Consider the following 22,746-nt stretch of genomic DNA (forward strand, 5'->3'; position numbering starts at 1 on the left):
TCAAGTTGCAGCGCCTTTCGTTAAGGTATTCGCACTAGTCACATACTTATGTATGCTCCTAGCGATTCGCTGACTTGTCGCCTAGCTGCACCTCGAATTATTTAGAATATAGTTATTTTAAATAAAAGAACTGCCAATTAATATTGACAGTTCACATTCAGCAAAATAAATTATTTTGCTTTTTTCGCTTCTGCTGCTGCTTTAACAATCACAGCAAACGCATCTGCTTTTAGTGATGCTCCGCCAACTAGCGCACCATCAATATCTGGCTGAGTGAACAGTTCAGCGGCATTACTTGCATTGACTGAGCCGCCGTATTGAATGATAACTTGCGCAGCGATTGCCGCATCTTTCTTCGCGATGTGGTCACGAATAAATTTATGGATTGCTTGTGCTTGTGCTGGTGTTGCTGATTTGCCAGTACCTATTGCCCAAATTGGTTCATAAGCAATAACTGCACCTTGGAATGCTTGTGCGCCCAGTGTGTTTAGAACAGCATCAATTTGGCGAGCACAAATTTCTTCAGTTTTGCCAGCTTCGTTTTCTGCTTCAGTCTCACCGATACACAGTACTGGGATCAGACCTTGTTCTTTCAATACTGCAAATTTCTTGGCAATAAACTCATCACTTTCATGGTGGTAGGTACGACGCTCTGAGTGACCAATAATGATATATTTTGCACCAACATCTTTGAGCATTTCAGCAGAGGTTTCACCTGTAAATGCACCCGAAAGGTTTACATCAACATTTTGTGCACCTAATGCAATGCGGCTACCTGCAATCGCATGTTTTGCTTGGCTTAGGTAGATTGCTGGCGGTGCGATTGCTACATCACAGCCATCAACGCTACTGAGTTCATTACGAAGGCCTGCAATCAGGTCATTAACCATATGGGTGCTGCCATTTAGTTTCCAGTTACCCATTACCAATGGATGTCGCATGTTGTTTCCTCCAACCAGAGAGTTTGATTTATCAATAAATGACTCGTTGTATCGTCTTGATGCAGCGAGAAAATCAGATTTTGTTAGATATTATAGAGATAATGCCTAACTATAGCTTTGCTTTTTATCACGTCGATGATGATTGCTGTGATCTGCATCAGTTTAAGGTGTCTCTATCTCTAGCTTAATCGGTTCAACAGCAAAAGTAAGCACATTATTATCACTTTTTACTAAAACATAGCGTAGAGCACCTAAACGTGCTTCTTCAGCATGTGTTGGATTTTTATCGGCCATAAATTTATTAAGCGCTTCTGTTAGCTCGGGGGCTTTATCAACGGAAACTGTTGGGTCGAACTGTTGGATCAAAGCAATAATATAGTGCTCGATTAATGCTCTGTTGGCCTGTGCACTTTTATCATCAGCCGCAGGGAGTAGGGTAATTTGCAAGCTTTTAATTTTTTCACTGCCTCGCTCGAGCACTGCAGACGAGTAGATATAGGGGTTAATCGAGGAGGCTGCTCGGATATAAGGCGCAGAAATGTCTTTACTTGCGAGTACTTTATATTCATGAAGTGGTAATGTCGGATTTGCTTGATTAAACTGGGTGCGCAACTGTGGGATCGTCAAATCAAATGAGGGGGCATCAGGGGCGAGATAAGCCACTTCAAAGTTAGTATCTGGGAGCGTTGGTACTTTCTGGGCAAATGTCATTTGTGGCAAACTGAACACAAAAACGGTTATGATGACGTAAATTGGATGGAGTGCGTGTTGTTTCATTTGTTTTTTGCCACTCATTTATGGTTATTCAGAGTAATATCACAAGTATATCAGGAACGGATGTAATGACATTACAACAGTGGGCTTTTTCCTTCAAAGGCCGAATCGGCCGCCGACCATTTTGGGTTGGTATCGCATCATGTTTTATTTTAATGACGGTGATTGTGTTATTCCAAAATGCATTTTTATTACCTGAAAGTTTGGTGGTCACACTGTTTATTTTGTTGTTATATCCTTTGGCAGCCATATTCACTAAGCGATTGCATGATAGAGGGAAACCTGGTGGTTGGTTTGCGTTGGTGCTGCTCGCATTTGCTCTATTTTCTATGGATGTAAGCCACATGGCACCAATCTGGCAATGGGGAATAGGTCGTTTTCTACCGCTATTAATTGCCATGATTATGTTATTAGATTGCGGTGTTTTTGTCGGGATGGATTCCGAAAATCAATACGGTGAAAAAACGCAGTCGGTAGATCATCTTTCTTGACCCCCATTGATGGGGATCAACAATAGCGTATTACCAATATTGTTCACTACTGATGTGACCTGGTTTACGGCGTAAGTGCTTGTTCATTGCTCGTGTTTTTATCAGTACATCGCGAGTATCTCTGACCATTTCAGGGTTGCCGCATAGCATAATATGACTATTTGCGGCATCTAATGAAATGCCAGCAGCCTGCTCAAGCGTTTGATTTTCTATTAATGCAGGCACTCTACCATACAAAGAATCCTCACATTGTTCACGGCTAACCACGGTGATTAAACGTAGCTTTTCTGGGTAACGTTCAGCTAATTGTTCCATGAGTGGCAAATAGCTAAGGTCTTTTTGGTAGCGAACGGCATGTAATAACACTATTTTTTCAAAACGTTCGAGCCCTTGACCTTCTTGTAACATGGCTAAAAATGGCCCAATAGCTGTACCTGTCGATAGCATCCACAGATTTTTACAGTCAGGGATTTCATCTAGAACAAAAAAACCAGCAGCTTCATCTGTGACTTGCAAAGTATCTCCTTTGCGGAGTTGGGCAAGTTTAGGGCTAAGTTTGCCGTTTGGAACAATGACAAAATAAAATTCAAGGCGGTCATCGCTAGGCGCATTAACATAAGAGTAGGCGCGTTGTACGCGTTCACCTTCAATTTCTAAAGCGAGTTTCGCATATTGGCCGGCGATAAAAGGTTTAATGGGGGCATTGATAATGAGGCTGAACAAAGAATCGGTCCAAAATTTTGCTTCTATAACGGTTCCAGTAACCCAATTTGCCATAAAATTTCACCTCTGAATTTTTTTTAACCTTGTTGTAAATCAGAGTTTCATACTAAGTGAGTTTGGTATTTGTGTTTATCGATAATGTGTTTTAGTGAATTATTCTTTTAATTAGATCATGATTGAAGTTAATGTACAGTTTTATTTCCATAACTGGCGAATATCGCTGACGTTGGCTAATTACTTAAAATGCTGTCCTACCTCGAAAAAATATTTAATTTTGTTATCTTAGTCGCGCAGTCACTGAAGATATATGCTCATTAGTTTTAGCGAGCAAAAACAATCAATAACTATTTGTGGTTATGCCCTGAAATCAAATTGTCATGCCATTGCTATTCAATAGGCGGATTTGGTGTGCAGTCGGGTTGGCAAATTTGTTGAGAGCAAAATGAGAAAACTAGAGAATTTTAATTTATTGATCCTACTGATTGCCCTAGCGGCGGTTGGTCAGATGACACAAACAGTGTATGTCCCTGTTATTGCAGATATGGCGGTTTACTTTAGTGAGCCATCAGGTTCTGTGCAACGGGTTATGGCTGCTTATTTGTTTACTTATGGTTTTTCTCAGCTGGTTTATGGGCCTTTGTCTGATCAGATTGGTCGCCGCCCAGTGATCCTCGCTGGAATGGTGATTTTCTTACTTTCAACGACATTAGCTATCTTTTCACCAACACTGGATGTCCTTGTACTGGCGAGTGGTCTACAAGGGCTAGGTACGGGTGTCGCTGGGGTCATGGTACGTACTATGCCTCGCGATCTGTACAAAGGCACATCACTACGTTATGCAAATAGTCTATTAAATATGGGGGTACTTGTTAGCCCATTATTAGCACCTATGTTTGGTGGTCTATTGGCACATTTTTGGGGATGGCATGCATGTTATATCTTTTTGTTTGTATTAGGCACTTTCGTCCTTCTAAGCATGTATCGCTGGTTACCTGAAACGAGACCTGTTTCCCCTGAAAAACACAGAATGTTAGCGTCTTATCGTCAATTGTTATCGAATGGTTCATTTGTTTCTTATTTAGTGATGTTGATTGGCGCGCTGGCGGGTATCGCTGTGTTTGAATCAAGTAGCGGTGTGCTGATGGGGGGTGTGCTTGGTCTTAATAGTATTACAGTCAGTATTTTATTTATCATTCCTATTCCAGCGGCGTTTTTTGGTGCTTGGTTTGCTGGGCGCGATGGTAAAAGCTTTTATACCCTAATGTGGCAATCCGTGATCTGCTGTTTGATTGCGGGTCTGATGATGTGGATCCCCGGGTGGTTTGGCGTGATGAATATTTGGACTCTGCTAGTTCCTGCCTCGGTATTTTTCTTTGGTGCAGGCATGTTGTTCCCTTTAGCGACAACAGGTGCTATGGAGCCTTTCCCTTATTTAGCAGGTGCTGCGGGGGCATTGGTCGGCGGTATGCAAAATGTCGGCTCTGGCGTGGCAACGTGGATTTCCGCGCTATTACCACAAAATGGTCAGTTTAGCTTAGGGCTATTGATGTTCTTGATGTCGATGTTAGTACTGTTGTGCTGGCTGCCGCTGGCTCATCGTATGGATAGAACTGAACATACCGTATAATTTTTAAAAGAACGCGGAAGAATAATATTCATCCAGCGTTCTTAAGTCATTTCAGATGATTTTATTCCATTAAAATGGTTTTCATCTTGTGGTTAGCGGAGCCATGACTATGTTGTTAGCCATGTGCTGAGATGAGCCTTTTTCTCTATCATAGCGGTGTCATTTCAGGCATTGTAGGAACTAATTCAGGTGTTAACGCTGAGTGATTAAATACAACTGGGCGGTTATAATCGAGGTATGCCGTATTTTCTTTAATCGTCGATGTATGATTTTGTGTCAGCGTGATTGTGAATGGTTTTGCTTCGTCTTGTAAATGTTTATCAATATGAATTTTTATCCCACTAATTTTTAGTTCTGGTGTGCTATCAATGGTACCAACAACCGATAATTGCTCTCCCTTTCGGGTTATCTGCCACGCTTCCAGCGGAGTTTGTTCTTGCTGTACACCAGATTGATCTTCCACTAATAAGGTTACCCAATAACAGTAGTTATCTGGTGGTAATGCTGAAATATCAATGAGTTGATTAATATGCACATCTGCAAGCAGTGGTACGGCAGACTCAATAGTCGATATCGTAGGTACTATGTTGTGATGTGTTTGCCATTCAGAGAGATGATTAATCGGTAAAAAAAGTTGTTCAGTTAAAGTCTGAGTGACCTCGCCCCATGGATCAGTGAGTGAAAAATATTGCTGGTGGCGCTGGCCATTTTCAATCCAAGTGGCACAGATGGCACTATTTTTATTAAGCTTGTGTCGGTTTATTTTTCCTGTTTGTATATTAATTAAATCAGGATCCGTCGCAGACCAAAACAGTTGCCCATCTCGCCAATAATTATCAAGGGTGAGTTGCACAAGATGCGGATCTGCACTCCATTGGTTGAACAGCCGGTTAGCCAACGAGCTTGGATTTTTGTAGGTATAGATCACTTGACCAAGCTGCTTGTTGTCATCAATTTTAGCGATTTCAATTTTAACCAGTTCCCCTTTATCAGGAATGTTTAGATTAATAATTTCTAAAAAAGAGATAGCTTGCAGGCTTTCAGTCAGTAAGCCTTGTTTTGTGGCGTAAGTGACCGTTAGTGCATACGGTATATGGTGGCTATACGGCCTACCTGCTCCTGTTGTTAGGTTATGGTATTCGGCTGGTAAATTGCCAATGGTTCGTAATGGTTTCATTGAACTGTAAGGGTGGATCTGGTTATTTGGAGCCGCCACAATCAGTGCTTGTATCCAATAAACAGGCACATCACGTTGGTGAGCTAGGCTGTGATAGGTATCATTTGGATAAAATTGTGAAAAGTTATTTTCATTTAAAGTCACCCATTGGCGAGTTGCCTCTGACCAACATTGATAATAACCTTCACCAGCGAATCCTTTATCCTCACTATCTTGGCCTACGATTTTATTCGGTTGCCAACGTAATTTTTCGCGTAAAAATTGTTGGGCTCGTTGAGTAAAATAATCTGAGTGTGGTGTAAAGGCATTAAAAGGGTCATGGCCTGGGTTATTTAGGTGAGGGTATAAGGCAGGAATAACTTCTTTACCCACTTTATTTTCTGGATCGGTATATCTGTAGGTAATGTAGGATTGCGTTTGTTGATCGTAACCAATATGGAAACCATTTTTTTTGGCATCAAATGGATATTTTGCGTTGTTTTCAGTTGTATGCTCTAGGCCAAACCCATGACCATATAGTTCATGCCACATGACATCTGGGCGAGCAATACCACCACCTTGATTTTTCCAAGCACGACCGAGTAAATCAACAGTACCATTTGGCGTCAGGGCATAATAATTAAAGCCACTGTCAAGGCCATTAACATTGACGGTATGCACTCCGCGATGGAATCCCCAAGAGATCTGCTCGCTATTATTATCATATAACCCATGTTTTCTATCATAGATTGGCATGAATAACGCTGAACGATGAACAACCGCTGGGTCAAGCGGTAATGATTGAGCAATAGTTGGATAGTTGTACAGGGTGAATGCTGTTGTGGGCAATTTTGCTGCTGCTTCCATTCCCCAACTTAGCGGTGAATAGGTATACACGCCATGACCTGTGCGGTAGAGGCTATGATTGGTAATACGTGATGTCATCTCGTTGCTTTCACTGACTTTAGGCGTAAATAGACCGTTATGATCAGTGTAGGGCATGACTATTGGGGTATCACCAGCCATCAGCTGAATCTGCATGCTAGGTTGTACCCATTGACCTTTTAGTGGTGCGGTATAGCTATGGTTATGCAGTTCTGAGCTTGCGACTGAGGGGACATTGGGTATTGAAGGTAGCTGTTGAGGTAATTTTTTAGGGCCCATTAAACGAATTCGAGCCACCTCATCACCTTGTTTGTTAGTAATGATGGCTGTGATATCAGGAGCATCAGCAGATGATTGGCTAGTAATATCTACTTTTAATAAGGCCCATCGGTTAGCGGTTAATAAAAAATAAGGGGCATTAGGTTCTTGCAAATGAGTTTGAGCAAGTTGAATTGCTTTAACTTGCATGTCATCCGGTACGCTATAATGACGTTTTGCGGGCTCATGGTAGATCGGATCGGAGATAGTAAAGACCCGTTTACCTGGATAGCTGACTATTGGCGCGCTATCAGATTGGATCTGAATAGACATAGGTGCCGACTTTTGCTCATTTTGCATAATAGCAATGACATGAAATTGGTCAGTGCCATTGAAAGTGTTGTTGCTATTCGCTTGGTAATGCCACTCACCAGTTTGAGGGTCAAGCATCACTGTCCCGAATTTAGGCGCTTCGAGTAGGTGATATTCAAAAATGTTTTCATCTGTTGGTAATTTATCGGTAATGGCTCCAACGGTGAGAGTATCTGAGTTTTTACCTTCATTTTGTGTAATAACAAATGGTAATGTTTGGTGTTGAAGCCCGAAATTGAGATCTCGAAGGGTACGATTTAGTGGATCAGTAATCTGTAGCTGCCTTCTATTTTGATCGTAATGCACAACGAGTGAGCTAGTTTGTGTTTGCAATTGTAGATAATTTTGTAAGTTTTCAACAAATTGCTCAGGTGAGCATACTCGCTTATGCAGCGAGCGAAACTGTGTTTTGATAAGTTGAACGGGCTCTCCTGTACCTTCTGTTAATACGAGTGACAAGTGTGTTAATTCATTCATATCACTTGGGTGCAAGTTTATTGTATGTATTGTATTACCATGCTCTTTTCGTGATTTAAAATGAGCCGTAGAGCCATACTCTGGTTTAATCGATATATAATTTATCGGTTGATTTTTTTTGAGTTGAAATTGGGTGAGCTCGCAACCATCGCTTTGAATAATAATATTATTATTCTGAAATTTGACGGTAAGCCGTATGTTGAACTTAGCCTCTAAATGTTGATTAATTTTTTTTTCTATTTCCTGTGTTAGTGATTGCCATGAAGTGTGAGGTGAAAGACGAATATCTTCAAAAATAATCGGCTTAGTGCTTTCTTTTGTTTTTAAAAATAAGGAAAAATATTCAGCCTGAGATACCATTTCTTCGGTTAAATTCAAAGAATTAATTGCAGTTGAAGGCAATGTGATAACTTGCTGATAGCTGTGATCCATACAAGAAGAGGTTGTAATATTGGGCACATCAATTTGTTCTGGCTGAAAATCAGCTAATCCATGATGAAGTGACTGGTTGGGCACGCGTTGTGTATTACTATTAATATCCCAAACTAAGCGAAATTGAGGCACTTCACCATTATTCGTCACGGTGATCTGCAAAGGATAAGCTTGACCTGCCTTAAGGTTGTTGAGGCTTAGATGCCCCAATGGCTGGTTTTTATCAACCGTAATGGTTTGGCCATTAACGGTATAGGATATAGCAAACTTCATGCCTCTTTTTTCTAGCATCAGTACTGCATTTCCATCTTGCGAAGCTGAAATTGTCCCATTGTAAATCCATTGAGTGGGGGCTTTACGTGGTGTTAATGGTGTTTGTTGATTCTGTAATAGATGCGCAGGAATAATATTTTCAAAAATAAAAGTGGCTTCGTTTGTATATGGATCTAAATGATTTACCGTGAGGTGCAAACCATCTTTATTACGAGTGGCCATGGGCACTGTTATTTGCTGTTGGTTTGGTGAAGATTGAATTTCGCTAATAAGCTGCTGTATGGCAGCGCTTGGTAAATTATTGCTATTGTGCTGAATCAACACGCTACCGCCTGTTAACTCCATCCAGTGACGAACTAATGAAACCTGCTGATCATTGGCATCAGATGGCAGCAAGGTTATATCATAGTGGCGATGCCACTGACCGCTAGGTAATAAGGCATCTGCAAGTTGATCAGCGGCTCGTGTATCCCCTTGTAGCCACTTGTGCGGTGAGTTAAAACTGTCGATGAACAGGTTATGTTTAGGGTGAATTTGAAAACCTGAGAAATCTTTTTCGTCGACCGCACTGAGTATATAGGTTTTGTGATTTTCACCAGCTGATCGCGATTTATCAGCGAGCCAGCTGATTAATTGAAAAGCCGTTTTTCCTTCTAGTGACTCTGTTGGGCTTTGTTTTGTTAACGCATTGAACAAGGTGGAATCATCGCGCAATACCGCAATGCGACCTCGACCTTTGTAGTACCCCAACTGTAGGTTATGTTGCATGACCTCATCAGTGATGATTTGCTGTATGGCAATATTCTGCAAATTGGATTGTATTTCAGATCTAACCTCAGGCTGTGGGACTGATATTTCTGGGGTTGCAATTTGTATCACTTTATCAGGAACCATCTCAAATCCGTTCCCCGCATCCCAATAGAAACGAAATCGCGGTACAGTTCCATCCGTGGTTGTTGTAAAGATGATTGAAAACTGTTGACCTGCTTGAAGATGCTCAAAAGTAATGCCATTAGCGGTTTGTTGTTGATGCAATTCAATTTTCTGATGATTTATATCAATTGATAAAGAGCTGTTATGTTGGTCGACCATAAACAGATATTGACCATCTTGCGGGATCGTGATCACACCTTCATAGACCCATTTGGTTTTTGTTGTTCTTGGTGCCAATGAGGTCGTGTTTTCATTTAGCTCGGAAACTAAAACGGCTTGTTTAATGAGGGGCTGCGTTTGAGCTGAAGCCTTCAGATCATAAACTTGAGCGAGTAGGCCATATTGTATGTTTTTTATTTGTTTAGACGATAAAGAGTCTTTCTGGTTATCCATAACACAAATCCATTTTTTGATTAAATAATGAGTAATATCTAAAGTGATTAATTATTTTAACGTATTTAATATGGTCGTCTAATTTATTATTATTACTACAATGTTTTAATCATTTAATTAATAATTGAATTTTTGACGTGAGAAACAAAAAAGCAACGCATTAGCGTCGCTTTTTTATATTAAAAAAAATGAATTAATGATGGCTTAAGCGCGGTCTTCCCACTCTTGTGCACGAGCAACTGCTTTTTTCCATCCTTCATATTTGTAATTGCGCTCAGTGGTTTCAATACCAGGCTTGAATACACGTTCAATTGTCGCTTTGGTTTGCAACTCATCAAGGCTGTTCCAGAAGCCAACTGCTAGGCCTGCGAGGTAAGCAGCACCGAGGGCCGTACTTTCACGCACTTCAGGGCGCTCAACCGACGTACCTAAAATATCCGCTTGGAACTGCATCAAGAAGTTGTTGGCAACTGCACCACCATCAACACGCAGTGATGCTAAACGTGTTTCTGCATCTGCCTGCATGGCATCCAGTACATCACGTGTTTGGTAGGCGATGGATTCTAATGTTGCACGAATGATGTGGTTGCGGTTAGCACCACGCGTTAAACCAAAAATAGCACCACGTGCATACGGATCCCAATAAGGGGCACCTAAACCTGTAAAGGCGGGGACAACATAGACGCCATTGCTATCTTTTACTTTAGTTGCGAAGTACTCAGAGTCAGTAGACTCATCAATCAGTTTCAATTCATCACGTAACCATTGAATTGATGCACCACCAACGAACACCGCGCCTTCGAGGGCATAGTTCACTTCACCTTTAGGGCCACAAGCAATGGTAGTTAACAGGCCATGGTTCGAACGTACTGCTGTTTCACCTGTATTCATCAGCAAGAAGCAACCTGTGCCATAGGTGTTTTTTGCCATGCCTTGTTTAACACACAGTTGACCATAGAGTGCGGCTTGTTGGTCACCAGCAATACCTGAAATAGGAATACGTGTACCGCCTTTACCGCCAATGTTAGTTTGACCATAAACCTCAGAGGATGGGCGAACTTCTGGTAGCATGATGCGTGGAATGTTTAACGCTTTGAGGATCTTGTCATCCCATTCCAGATTGCGAATGTTGAACAGCATGGTACGTGAAGCATTGGTGTAATCTGTTACGTGAACACGGCCTTGCGTCATTTTCCAGACTAACCATGTATCAACGGTACCAAATAGCAGTTCGCCTTTTTCTGCACGCTCGCGAGCACCCTCTACGTGATCCAAAATCCATTTGACTTTGGTGCCTGAAAAATAAGGGTCGACGACGAGGCCTGTGTTTTGGCGAATATACTCTTCTAATTCTTTATCATTTTGCTTCAGATGGGTACAGAAGTCCGCAGTACGGCGGCATTGCCAAACGATAGCATTATAAACGGGTTTACCTGTTGCTTTTTCCCAAACAATGGTGGTCTCACGTTGGTTGGTGATCCCGATACCTGCGACTTCATCTGTGCGAATGTCGGCTTTTGCGAGTACTTCAACCAATGTTGAACTTTGTGATGCCCAAATTTCCATAGGATCATGTTCTACCCAGCCTGGCTTAGGATAGATTTGGGTAAATTCACGCTGAGAGATACTAATAATATTGGCGTCGTGGTCAAGTACAACGGCCCGTGAACTGGTTGTTCCCTGATCAAGAGCGACAATATATTTTTTCTCGATATTGGTTTCTGTTGTCATAATTTAAACCTGTTCCGGTAATGATTAAGCGTTTTTACTAGATGTTTTTACTGATTTTTCGTCTTTTTTCGTATGCACGAAACCTGGTAAATGGCGAGAGATCAGTGTGCGATATGCAAATGCACCAATTAACCCACCTACGATAGGTGCAGTGAGTGGTACTAAGAAATAAGGAATTTCACGGCCGCCTGTGAGCGCGATATCACCCCAACCAGCCAAATATGCCACGACTTTTGGTCCGAAGTCACGGGCTGGGTTTAATGCGAAGCCAGTTAGTGGGCCGAATGAGCCACCAATCACGGCAATTAAAATACCAATTAACAGAGGAGCTAATGGGCCACGAGGGATACCATTACCATCATCAGTGAGTGCTAAAATCAGGCAGAGTAGGATGGCGGCAATGATAACTTCAATGAAGAAAGCATGTAGTTCAGTTAATTGCGGCGCTGGATAAGTTGAAAAAACACCAGCAGTGAACAAACTTTCTTGTGTGCCACGAATGATATGGTGGACTTGGTCGTAATCAATAAAGACGGGTGAATACATAAAGTAAACGAGGGCAGCAGCAAAGAAGCCCCCTAACATTTGTGCAACAATGTAAGGTGCAACTTTATGTCTTTCGAAACTTGCAAATAGCCACAGTGCAATGGTGACGGCTGGGTTCAGGTGGGCACCTGAAATTCCTGCAGTGAGGTAGACAGCAAGGGCAACACCAAAGCCCCAGATAATACTGATTTCCCAGAGGCCTAGCTGTGCTCCTGCGATACGGACGGCTGCCACGCAGCCTAAACCGAAAAAGACGATAAGTGCGGTACCTAAAAATTCTGATATGCACTGACCGCTGAGTGTAGTTGTGGTCGTTTGGCTCATATCTTTCTATCCTACGAAAATTAAAATTATTGTAATATTATTCAAGGTAAGATTTTCAAAGTGAAAACCTATAGTGTAAATTTATCGTTAATGAGCGCAAACGAGAAATATCGAAATTGAAATATGTGTGTTACATCACCAAAACGAAAGAAAACGACCAAAAATAGTGATGTACTCGACCTTTATAATGTGATCCGACCAGTACTTTAAATTAAGGTATCTAGGGAATCAGAGTCAAGCCACTAGACACAGAGGATCATGCTACTTACAATCGTTGTTATAGCTTACAAGGGAGATTAGAAGAATGTCATTTGAAGTATTTGAGAAATTAGAATCAAAAGTTCAACAAGCGATTGATACCATCACATTGTTGCAAATGGAAATCGACGAACTGAAAGATAAAAACAGCGCATTAGCTCAAGAGCTGGATAATGCAAAATCAGGTACAGAATCGTTGGTACGTGAAAATGAGCAACTGAAACAAGAGCAGCAAACGTGGCAAGAGCGTTTACGTGGGTTACTTGGCAAGATGGAAGAAGTCTAAAATACCCGTCATATTTCGCGCCGCAGCGTTGTTGGCTTCTCTCGGCTACCCGAATCACGTACTTATGTATGCTCATCGGGATAGCCTTCGATTGCCGCCTAGCTGCAACACGAACTATTTAGGGTATTTAAGTATGTAACCTATGCAATGATTTTACGTTGATTTTGGTATTTATAAGTTAAATTCTGAGATTAACATTGATTGTAGTTTAGATGTGCAAGTGCAATGTGGTTTTTATCTTGAGTCTGATGACATTACACAATAAAAAGCAGGGCTGATATTGCTATCAGCCCTGCTTTTTTAATTCGAATAAGTTTGTTGAGCGTTAGATATCTTCTTCGTCAACCACTTCAAAACCGCTGTTGTCTTGCATGGAAAGCGGCTCTTCTGACAAAATAATACCTGTGTTGTCTGCATACAGATAATCGCCAGAGAAGAAGGTGACGCCGCCGAAATTGACTCGAATATCACTTTCGCCAATGCCTTCATCTGGGCAGCCAGCCGGTATTGCTGCAACGGCTTGAATACCAAGATCAAGCTCCATCAATGCATCGACTTGGCGTACCGCACCATACACCACAATGCCTTCCCAGTGGTTATCCATGGCTAATCGAGCCAGTTCTGCATCAATGAGCGCTTTACGCACAGAGCCACCGCCATCAACAAGGAGAATGCGACCATGGCCGTCTTCTTCTAGCAAATCATACAGTAGGCCGTTATCTTCAAAGCACTTGACTGTAATGATTTGACCGCCAAATGAAGTACGTCCACCAAAATTGGAGAAAAGGGGTTCTACCACATTGACGCTTTCTTGGTAGATATCACAGAGTTCGGAAGTATCATATTTCATAGTGTATGGTCTTTTTTTTGCAGCAAGAGAAATAAAGTATATCCCTTTTAAGAGGTGATTGGCAAAATTCACTTCTCAAAAATAAACAACTATTTGCTTAATACTACACCGATAGAAAAGAGAACGTTAGTGAATAGTGCCGCTTTTACCATGTTTTCTAACATTGGACGCATCCCCTCAGGGGTCGGATCGTTCAAGACTCGGCGAATATGGTTCATTAACATCGGGACGGCAAGAAGGAATAGCCAACATACCCAACCATGTAAATACATCAAGTTAAAGAAAGCTAAGCATAGAATGGCAACAATGATGATAATCGTATGATAGATCCGTGCACCTTGGGGGCCTAAACGTACCGCTAAAGTGTTCTTTCCTGCTTTAACATCATTTTCGATATCGCGCATATTATTAATATTCAGCACGGCAACAGAAAGTAATCCACAAGCGGTGGCGGGCAATACAGTGATAATATTAAAGGCATTGGCTTGTAGGTAATATGTGCCGATGACACTTAGCCAGCCAAAGAAAATTAGTACAGAAATATCGCCTAATCCAAGGTAACCATAAGGTTTTTTACCGACGGTATAGGTGATAGCAGCCACAATAGCGACTAGCCCTAACATCAAAAAGCCAATAGCATCTTCAGGTTTTTCACACGCAAGGACAATTAATAGAATGCCTGAAATGCAGGCTGCAATAATATTAATTTTCAGTGCTTTTTTCATGTCAGCCTGAGTGATCACCCCTTTTTGCATACCGCGTAGGGGGCCAATACGTTCAGCAGTATCGGAGCCTTTAACTGCATCGCCGTAGTCATTGGCGAGGTTAGACAATATTTGCAGTAAGCCTGCGGTGATCAAGGCTAACAGAGCAACGGGCCACTTAAAATTGCCCGTTAAATAGGTGAGTGCGGAGCCAGTAATAATCGCAATAACCCCTAAAGGCAGAGTCTTAGGGCGTAAACTTTCTAGCCAAGCCTGCTTACGGCTAATAGAAGTAGATGAGCTCATTCAATAATTTCACAGGTCTATTATGTTTAATATGATTAAAAGCCCCCGCATCAATAAAGTTGCGATGGGCTAAATAATTGTCGGTTCATGAGAGTACAACCATGGATTAATGGCGATACTTTATGAGACGTATATTAAGGATACATGAAAACCTGATAATTAATAAGATTATAAAATAAATCTACTCAGATCTTCGTCAGCAACCAACTCATCCAAATGCTGTTTCACGTATTCAGCATTGATTTGGATAGTTTGACCGCTACGTTCACTCGCATCATAGGAAATTTCTTCCATTAAACGCTCAAGAACGGTGTGTAGACGACGGGCACCAATGTTCTCTGTAGATTCATTGACCTGCCATGCAGCTTCAGCGATACGGCGGATACCATCTTCAGTGAATTCAATCGTCACGCCTTCCGTTGCCATCAACGCTTTGTATTGTTCAGTCAAAGAAGCATTTGGCTCAGTTAAAATACGCACAAAATCTTCAGTGGTCAGTGCTTGTAATTCAACTCGAATTGGCAAACGGCCCTGTAATTCAGGGATCAAATCAGATGGGCTAGAAACTTGGAATGCACCAGATGCAATAAACAAAATATGATCTGTTCTTACCATGCCATGTTTAGTTGAAACTGTACAACCTTCAATCAATGGCAATAAGTCACGCTGCACACCTTCGCGGGATACATCAGGACCAGAGGATTGCCCACCACGCTTACAAATTTTATCAAATTCATCGATAAATACGATACCGTGCTGTTCAACCGCTTCAATCGCTTGCTCTTTTAGCTCTTCAGGGTTAACCAGCTTGGCGGCTTCTTCTTCAATCAATAGCTTAAAGGCTTCTTTGATCTTCATCTTGCGTGCTTTTTGTTTTTGCCCCGCAAGATTTTGGAACATGGATTGTAATTGATTGGTCATTTCCTCCATGCCAGGAGGTGCCATGATCTCAACACCCATAGGTGCCGCGGCCACTTCAATTTCAATCTCTTTATCGTCTAACTGGCCTTCTCGTAGTTTTTTACGGAATGATTGGCGAGCTGGAGATTGTTCATCAACGGGTTCAGATTGTCCCCAATTATTTTTTGCTGGTGGGATCAACACATCAAGAATACGCTCTTCGGCAAGTTCTTCTGCACGATAACGGTTTTTTTCAATTGATTGTTGGCGAACCATTTTAATTGCAGAATCAGCTAAATCACGAATGATCGAGTCAACTTCTTTACCAACATAGCCAACTTCAGTGAATTTGGTCGCTTCAACTTTAATGAATGGCGCGTTGGCAAGTTTTGCCAGACGACGGGCGATTTCTGTTTTACCTACACCAGTAGGTCCAATCATTAAAATATTTTTGGGTGTCACTTCATGGCGCAGCGTTTCATTGAGCTGCATACGGCGCCAGCGATTACGTAATGCAATAGCAACAGAGCGTTTTGCATTGTTTTGGCCAATGATATGGTTATCGAGTTCGCTAACTATTTCGCGTGGAGTCATTTCGGACATGCTGGCAATCCTTATGATTTTGAAGAAATTTCTTCAAAGTTGACATTGTGGTTAGTATAGATACAGATATCGCCGGCAATCGAAAGGGCTTTTTCAGCGATTTCACGTGCGCTTAAATCTGTATTTTCAAGTAAGGCACGTGCTGCGGATTGCGCATATGGGCCACCTGAACCTATAGCAATTAAATCATTTTCTGGCTGAACGACATCACCATTCCCTGTAATAATGAGGGATGTGTGTTCATCAGCGACCGCAAGCAGTGCTTCTAGTTTGCGTAGCATACGGTCAGTACGCCAATCTTTTGCTAATTCAACAGCTGCTTTAGTTAAATGGCCTTGGTGCAGTTCCAGCTTACGCTCAAACAGCTCAAAAAGAGTAAACGCGTCGGCAGTGCCACCGGCAAATCCTGCAATAACTTTGTCGTTATATAAGCGACGAACTTTGCGGACATTACCTTTCATGACGGTATTACCCATCGTCGCTTGCCCATCTCCACCGATTACGACTTGGCCATTACGGCGAACACTTACGATTGTTGTCATGAGTTAGCCCCTGGTTATATGACGAAAAAATGCGGTCTATATAAGTTTTGAAGCTACCGCCTTTCATAAATTGGTAGCTTGAATGTGCAAAATGCTGTTACAGCCGCTCTTGATAGTACGTTAAAACAGTACATGGGGGAGGGGATTATATTTTTCAACCCCCAGAGGCACGAAGAATACATCCTGAAACGCCAACTCCACTTGCTCGGTCACGCATTTTTTCTGCGGTAGACTTCGAATATGGGCCAAGTACGATCCGATGCCAACCGCCACCAGCAGTGACTCGACTTTCAATTCCTGAGAAGGCGAGCGTTGCACGAACAGATTCAGCCTGCTCTGCGGTACGGAAAGAGCCACACTGTACAAGCATATTTTGCAGATTATTTGCAGGTTTGCTTTCAGTTTGAACCGGTGGTGCTGTTGGTGCTGGCTGGGTAGATTGGACTGGTCGCGTCTCAGGTTTTGGTTCTGGAGGCGTGACCGGTTTACGTTGTACCGGTGGGCTAACAGGCTGAGTTGGCTCATTAATAATAACTTGTGAGCGCGGTACAGGTTGCCCGTTATACGGAACCTCTTGTAAATTTGTGACAGGACCGCGTCTATCAGAATCAATTTGCTCTAAGAGTTGGCGCTGTTCTGGCGTCAGATCAGACTGGCGCATAATATTGCTGCCAGCATTATTTTGCTGCTGAATCTCAGGTAAATCGACACCGCGACGCTCAAGTTCTTTAATATAGCGCCAACGCTCTTCTGGTTTTGGTGGCAGCGTATTTACAGGTGCTGATGGAGTATGCGCACCCGTACTTTGAGGCGATTCTTGTTTGTTGTGAGTGATATAAAAAAGGCCGCCAACGAAAAGCACTACAATCCCAACCGCAACAACGAGCGTTGTTAGAGGAAGGCCTTGTGCTTTTTTTGCTTTGCCTTTACTGGTTTTACGGCGGGCAGATGACCGCCCGCGAGCTACATAATCTTTTTGTGCCACGCTGTTAATTCACTAGGTTATTGTATGTCAGTTATTATCTCTCTTTATATGTTACTTAACCTGAACGATTTTGCCTAGCTTTTAGGCGCTATTGTGCTTTCTCTAATGATTAAATCAGAATCTAGGAGACGTGAACCAGGAGTTACACTATTGCCTTGTAGCTGTTCAAGCAGTAATAACATGGCATGGCGTCCAATTTCATCGCGTGGATGGTTAATTGTTGTTAACGAAGGCAAGGTATATTTTGCTTGCTCAAGATTATCAAATCCAACGATAGACAGATCATCAGGCAGCGTTAGTCCCAATTTTTTTGCCTGCCACATGGCTCCAATGGCCATGATGTCACTATGACAAAAAATTGCAGTCGGTGGCTCGGGTAATGACAGTAACACTTTCGCTGCTTCGGCCCCACTTTCATGGGTAAAATCACCCCGCACAATATATTGTTCACGCAGCCTTTCACCGGTGCGCAGCATGGCTTTTTTATAACCTTCTAAACGATACTGGCTATGTGGCATATATTCAGGGCCTGCAATACAAGCAATCCGCTTATGGCCTAGCTTTTGTAAATAATGCGTTGCATTAAACGCAGAGGTTAAATTATCAATATGGACGGTAGGCAATTTCAGGTCGGGAGAGAATTCGTTAGCCATAACAATAGGCGGGAGGTTCTTCTGCTCTTCCGTTGACACATCAAAAGGCAGGTTTGAGCCTAACAGCACCATACCATCGATTTGTTTGGTAATGATCAGATTAATAAACGCATTTTCTTGCTTTTGCTGATGCTTACAATCGCCAATTAATACAAAATAACCTTCTTCAGCAGCCACTTTCTCTAAACCGCAGATCACATCACTAAAGAAAGGATCACTGATATCGGGTACGATCGCCAAAATGGTTTTTGATTCATTGCGCTTATAGCTTCTCGCAAGGTTATGTGGATAGTAACCAACATCCATCACCGCCTGTTCGACTTTTTGACGTGTTTGCAAAGAGACTTTTTCAGGGTTCATTAAAGTTCTGGAGACGGTTGCCGTTGATACGCCTGCTGCATTAGCAACATCTTTCATGGTTGCAGTGCCACTTTGTTGTTTTTGTTCCACAACGTCTTCCTTACGTTAGTTAATCGATTGCTTTTTTTGAATGGCGTAAAGACGTCATCGCATCAAGTTATGAGTTATTCTAATTGGTTTAATAATAATATCTGTTACCTAGTTTACATAAAAACTGTGACTTGCGTCATTTTTTAGAGCTGCTTCGCAAATATTGAAAATAATTAATAAGGCCGCTGTTTTTACCATCATTTAATGGCAAATATTTGGCTATATAAAGGTGAGTTATTAGCAAAATCTGCCGTAAACCTTCGGCCAATGCGGGCGGAGATATAAGGCAAAAAGCCCAGAGGGCTTTAAAGAAGCATCGTCAAAGCGTTTCTGCGGGACTTTGTTGCACAATGAAATAGACGATCGACAGACTGACACGGTGTCTTTTTCAGATAAACTCCACTAAAGATCCATGTATTGGGCTTAATGAAATAGCCTTTCATTATGATAATATACGGGTACAGTAATGACAGGCGGCGGGACTCGTCGTCTCTGCCCATGGAGGCCAGCGTAAACCCGTTGTACAGACGGTAGCGGCCTGAGAAGTGGGAAGCTTCGTCGTTTATGGCGAAGAGCAGTCACCGTGGTTGGATCTAATCTAGACGAATTTTACTGATATAGGAAACTAACCATCAGTAGGGTCGACATCAATATTCCACTTCACTTTGCGGCTTTCTGGCTGACTTTGTAGCTCAGGTAGAAGTCGTGCTGCAAATTGTTGTAAGTAACCACGAGAGGGGTGTTGTAGTAATAGCTGCCAACGAAAACGACCACCGCGTTTAGCTTGGATTGCTGGGGCAGGGCCTAAAATCCATAAACGAGGATCGCTTTGTGGATGTTCAGAAATATAATGGCGTACTTTTTGTAGAAACTGTCTTGCGTCTTGGTTGTTGTGATCTTCTGAACGGATCAGTATATGGCTAGAAAACGGCGGCAGCATGGCAACACGGCGTTCTTCCATCGCTTCTTTGGTGAATGCATCATAACCACTTTCTAATAGTGTCTGTAATAATGGGTGCTCTGGGTGATGAGTTTGTAAAAATACTTCGCCTTGTTTACCAGCGCGACCCGCTCGCCCAGAAACTTGTACATAAAGCTGTGCAAAACGTTCAGCAGCCCTAAAATCACTTGAAAACAGTGCGCCGTCTACATCCAATAGGGCAACTAAGGTCACATCTGGAAAATGGTGCCCTTTAGCTAGCATTTGTGTTCCAATCAAAATACGTGCGCCACCTGCATGGACCTCATTTAAATGCTGCTCTAACTCACCTTTACGGCTCGTGGTATCACGATCAATGCGTGTTACAGGGACGTCAGGGAATAATTCAGTGATCCCTTCTTCTAGCTGCTCAGTTCCCATACCTACAGGTACAAGGTGTGTGGAGCCACAATGTGGGCATTGACGCGGTACTGGGCGTTGGCTATCACAATGGTGGCAACGTAGCTGATGGAAGTTTTGGTGCAAAGTATAGTAGTGATCGCAGCGTTGACATTCTGCTATCCAGCCACATTCATGGCAAATCAGTGCGGGTGAATAGCCGCGACGGTTTAAAAACAATATCACCTGATTGTTTTGTGCCAAATGGTCTTGAATATGTTTAACCAATAAATGCGATAAACCAAACTTGAGTGGTTGGCCTTTGAGGTCGATAAGATGCTGGGTTGCTGGACGTGCGTTACCTGCTCGTAATGTTAAGTTCAGCTGACGATATTTCTTTTGCTGAACATTAAACAGTGTTTCTAAAGAAGGCGTAGCCGTTCCCATAATAATAGGAATGTTTTCTTTTTTTGCACGGAAAACTGCGAGGTCGCGCGCATGGTAACGCCAACCATCCTGTTGTTTGTAGGAACTATCGTGTTCCTCATCGATAATGATAATACCCAAACGGGAAAATGGGGTGAACAGTGCGGAGCGGGTACCGATAACAATCGCATTAGTACCTTGTTTCGCACGTAACCATACGGCAAGACGTTCACTGTCATTTAGCCCTGAGTGCAGTACATCAACAGGGGCGTTGAAGCGTTCGCGAAAGCGGCTAATAGTTTGTGGTGTTAAGCCTATTTCAGGTACTAAAACTAGAGCCTGTTTGCCTTGAGCTAAAATATTTTCCAATACGCTCAGGTAAACTTCTGTTTTACCAGAGCCTGTGATACCGGCAAGTAGCCAAGGTGAAAAATTATCATCTTCGGCGCGGATCGCGCCTACGGCGGTAGCCTGCTCGCTATTAAGGCGTAAGCGTTCTCCGCTGACAGAAAATTGGGATTGCCACTTTTCTGCTGTTGGTTGAACAGGGTGTAGATCGATGTAATCTTTCTTTTTTAGTGATTGTAGTGCGCTTTCGCTTAATTCAAGCTCATTGACTTGGTGGCGATAAATAGGTCGACGGCGTAGTAAAGCAAGGGCTTGTTGCTGTTTTGGTGAACGTTTGAGCTCATTGAGATCAGCACTTTCTCCCAGTGGGGTGACTTGCCATTGCCAAATAGGTGAAAACTCAGCCGCTTTGCCTTGACGTAATAAAATAGGTAAAGCGTGAAACAGGACTTCGCCAATAGGATAGTGGTAATACTGTGATGACCATAGCAACAATTGCCATAGGTCGTCGGGGAATAGGGCTTCATTATCAAGCACAAGTTCAACAGATTTCAGCTGCTCTTCAGGTAGCTCGCTCGTATGGCTATGGTTGATAACAACACCAAGAGCTTGTCGTTTGCCAAAAGGCACCATAACACGACCCCCGATCGGCGGGATCGGCATGTTGTCAGCTAAGCGATAATCAAATGCGCGGTTTAAAGGAACAGGTAAAGCCACCTGAACGACGATCATGTCTGGTATTCCGTCTAGTTTTTGTGCGATAATAGTAAGATTGTCCAGTTAGAATATCATAAAAACTGCGTAGTTTTCATTGCGTGATAAACAGATTTTCTGTATGATCCGCCGCCTTTGGTATCTAATTTTGCCAATAAAACATTCTTAATCAACACGACGTGTGGTGTCCGGCGTTAGGGCTGGAATGGCGACACGGCCTTAATAGAGGTTCTCCCATGAAAAAAGGTATTCACCCTAAATACGAAGAAGTTACTGCAACTTGTTCTTGCGGTAATGTTATGAAAATCAATTCAACTGCAGGTCACTCACTGAACCTAGACGTTTGTGGTAACTGCCACCCGTTCTATACTGGTAAACAGCGTGACGTTGCTACTGGTGGTCGTGTTGATCGCTTTAACCAACGTTTCAGCATCCCAGGCTCTAAGAAGTAATCAAACCTGTGAAAAGTTGAAGGTAAGCATTGGGCTTAGCCCAATGTCTTATAACAAAAAACCCGTTCTGATGAGCGGGTTTTTTGCTTTCTGGAATTAATATTCCCAAGTTTCAGGGTCAATGCCGAGCTCGCGCATGATCTCTTTAGCTACCTCTGGGATTTCATCATTACGTTCTTTACGTAAATCATCATCATTTGGCAGCGGCTGGCCAGTGAAGGCGTGCAAGAAAGCTTCGCACAGTAGTTCACTGTTGGTTGCATGACGCAAGTTATTGATTTGCCTGCGGGTACGCTCATCAGTTAAAATTTTCAGTACCTTTAATGGGATCGATACTGTAATTTTTTTTACTTGCTCACTTTTTTTGCCATGCTCAGCATACGGACTGACATATTCACCGTTCCATTCAGCCATGAGTTACCTTGGTTATTTTCATTAATAATAAAAAATAATACATCAGTTATCTTTCAAACCACAAAAGATTCATGGTCTAGGATTTTCAACTGACATATAAGTTAAAATATATACAACATAGAATATCAAAATTTCTTTTTGAAATTAATGAGTTGATATATTTTGCGTAAATTGCAATCAATTTACGCATAATCATTAAGG

The 22,746-nt window shown here is 42.3% G+C and carries 18 protein-coding genes and 1 pseudogene; 5 read left to right on the plus strand and 14 right to left on the minus strand.

The features are described 5' to 3' along the window. Positions 1-170: 170 nt before the first annotated feature. A complete protein-coding gene (tpiA, locus tag AC3Z9T_RS16920; protein ID WP_490127262.1) occupies positions 171-941 on the minus strand; it encodes a triose-phosphate isomerase in 771 nt (256 codons plus the stop codon). Between the two features lie 162 nt (positions 942-1,103). Then, positions 1,104-1,718: a DUF1454 family protein gene (locus tag AC3Z9T_RS16925; RefSeq protein ID WP_490127263.1), complete on the minus strand. Its 615-nt coding sequence runs from the start codon at positions 1,716-1,718 to the stop codon at positions 1,104-1,106. Between the two features lie 65 nt (positions 1,719-1,783). On the opposite strand from AC3Z9T_RS16925, the gene AC3Z9T_RS16930 reads away from it, so the two are divergent. Then, positions 1,784-2,206 carry a DUF805 domain-containing protein gene (locus AC3Z9T_RS16930; protein WP_490127264.1) on the plus strand — a complete coding sequence of 141 codons (423 nt, stop codon included), beginning with the start codon at positions 1,784-1,786 and terminating at the stop codon, positions 2,204-2,206. A gap of 30 nt (positions 2,207-2,236) precedes the next feature. Here the strand turns inward: AC3Z9T_RS16930 and fpr are convergent, their stop codons facing one another. After that, positions 2,237-2,983: a ferredoxin--NADP(+) reductase gene (gene fpr, locus AC3Z9T_RS16935; protein WP_490127265.1), complete on the minus strand. Its 747-nt coding sequence runs from the start codon at positions 2,981-2,983 to the stop codon at positions 2,237-2,239. A 388-nt stretch (positions 2,984-3,371) separates the two neighbouring features. Between fpr and emrD the strand changes: the two genes are divergently transcribed. Next, on the plus strand, positions 3,372-4,556 hold the full coding sequence (emrD, locus tag AC3Z9T_RS16940; protein WP_490127266.1) for a multidrug efflux MFS transporter EmrD: 1,185 nt from the start codon (positions 3,372-3,374) through the stop codon (positions 4,554-4,556). Positions 4,557-4,704: 148 nt separating this feature from the next. Here the strand turns inward: emrD and AC3Z9T_RS16945 are convergent, their stop codons facing one another. The 3 genes from AC3Z9T_RS16945 to AC3Z9T_RS16955 all read right to left on the minus strand — a co-directional run bounded on the left by AC3Z9T_RS16945 (position 4,705) and on the right by AC3Z9T_RS16955 (position 12,336). Beyond that, positions 4,705-9,735: a hypothetical protein gene (locus AC3Z9T_RS16945; RefSeq protein WP_490127267.1), complete on the minus strand. Its 5,031-nt coding sequence runs from the start codon at positions 9,733-9,735 to the stop codon at positions 4,705-4,707. Positions 9,736-9,939: 204 nt separating this feature from the next. Continuing rightward, a complete protein-coding gene (gene glpK / locus AC3Z9T_RS16950; RefSeq protein ID WP_490127268.1) occupies positions 9,940-11,466 on the minus strand; it encodes a glycerol kinase GlpK in 1,527 nt (508 codons plus the stop codon). Between the two features lie 24 nt (positions 11,467-11,490). Next, positions 11,491-12,336, minus strand: coding sequence for an MIP/aquaporin family protein (locus AC3Z9T_RS16955; RefSeq protein ID WP_490127269.1), 846 nt, complete (start codon positions 12,334-12,336; stop codon positions 11,491-11,493). A gap of 304 nt (positions 12,337-12,640) precedes the next feature. On the opposite strand from AC3Z9T_RS16955, the gene zapB reads away from it, so the two are divergent. Beyond that, positions 12,641-12,880, plus strand: coding sequence for a cell division protein ZapB (gene zapB / locus AC3Z9T_RS16960; protein ID WP_490127270.1), 240 nt, complete (start codon positions 12,641-12,643; stop codon positions 12,878-12,880). 325 nt (positions 12,881-13,205) lie between these two features. Here the strand turns inward: zapB and rraA are convergent, their stop codons facing one another. The 6 genes from rraA to cytR form a co-directional block, all read right to left on the minus strand. Next, positions 13,206-13,730, minus strand: a complete 525-nt coding sequence (gene rraA / locus AC3Z9T_RS16965; RefSeq protein WP_490127271.1) for a ribonuclease E activity regulator RraA — start codon at positions 13,728-13,730, stop codon at positions 13,206-13,208. Between the two features lie 89 nt (positions 13,731-13,819). Then, positions 13,820-14,740, minus strand: a complete 921-nt coding sequence (locus tag AC3Z9T_RS16970) for a 1,4-dihydroxy-2-naphthoate polyprenyltransferase (RefSeq protein WP_490127272.1) — start codon at positions 14,738-14,740, stop codon at positions 13,820-13,822. 168 nt (positions 14,741-14,908) lie between these two features. Beyond that, entirely contained in the window at positions 14,909-16,243 is a 1,335-nt protein-coding gene (hslU, locus tag AC3Z9T_RS16975) for an ATP-dependent protease ATPase subunit HslU (protein WP_070927435.1), read from the minus strand. 11 nt (positions 16,244-16,254) lie between these two features. Continuing rightward, on the minus strand, positions 16,255-16,785 hold the full coding sequence (gene hslV, locus AC3Z9T_RS16980; protein ID WP_070927437.1) for an ATP-dependent protease subunit HslV: 531 nt from the start codon (positions 16,783-16,785) through the stop codon (positions 16,255-16,257). 154 nt (positions 16,786-16,939) lie between these two features. Next, the gene (ftsN, locus tag AC3Z9T_RS16985) at positions 16,940-17,770 is read right to left on the minus strand and encodes a cell division protein FtsN (RefSeq protein ID WP_490127273.1); all 831 of its coding nucleotides are present in this window, start codon (positions 17,768-17,770) and stop codon (positions 16,940-16,942) included. Between the two features lie 74 nt (positions 17,771-17,844). Further along, positions 17,845-18,873: a DNA-binding transcriptional regulator CytR gene (gene cytR / locus AC3Z9T_RS16990; RefSeq protein ID WP_490127274.1), complete on the minus strand. Its 1,029-nt coding sequence runs from the start codon at positions 18,871-18,873 to the stop codon at positions 17,845-17,847. Between the two features lie 470 nt (positions 18,874-19,343). Here cytR and AC3Z9T_RS16995 point away from each other — a divergent pair. Next, positions 19,344-19,415, plus strand: a pseudogene (locus AC3Z9T_RS16995) (RNA-guided endonuclease InsQ/TnpB family protein); the annotation flags it as partial. A gap of 83 nt (positions 19,416-19,498) precedes the next feature. On the opposite strand, the gene priA reads toward AC3Z9T_RS16995, so the two are convergent. After that, entirely contained in the window at positions 19,499-21,697 is a 2,199-nt protein-coding gene (gene priA / locus AC3Z9T_RS17000) for a primosomal protein N' (RefSeq protein ID WP_490127275.1), read from the minus strand. 218 nt (positions 21,698-21,915) lie between these two features. Here priA and rpmE point away from each other — a divergent pair, with 218 nt between their 5' ends. Then, positions 21,916-22,131 carry a 50S ribosomal protein L31 gene (gene rpmE, locus AC3Z9T_RS17005; RefSeq protein WP_004265313.1) on the plus strand — a complete coding sequence of 72 codons (216 nt, stop codon included), beginning with the start codon at positions 21,916-21,918 and terminating at the stop codon, positions 22,129-22,131. A 96-nt stretch (positions 22,132-22,227) separates the two neighbouring features. Here the strand turns inward: rpmE and metJ are convergent, their stop codons facing one another. Continuing rightward, positions 22,228-22,545, minus strand: a complete 318-nt coding sequence (gene metJ, locus AC3Z9T_RS17010; RefSeq protein ID WP_490127276.1) for a met regulon transcriptional regulator MetJ — start codon at positions 22,543-22,545, stop codon at positions 22,228-22,230. Positions 22,546-22,746: the final 201 nt, after the last annotated feature.

It is taken from the genome of Providencia sp. 6390 (assembly GCF_058148425.1).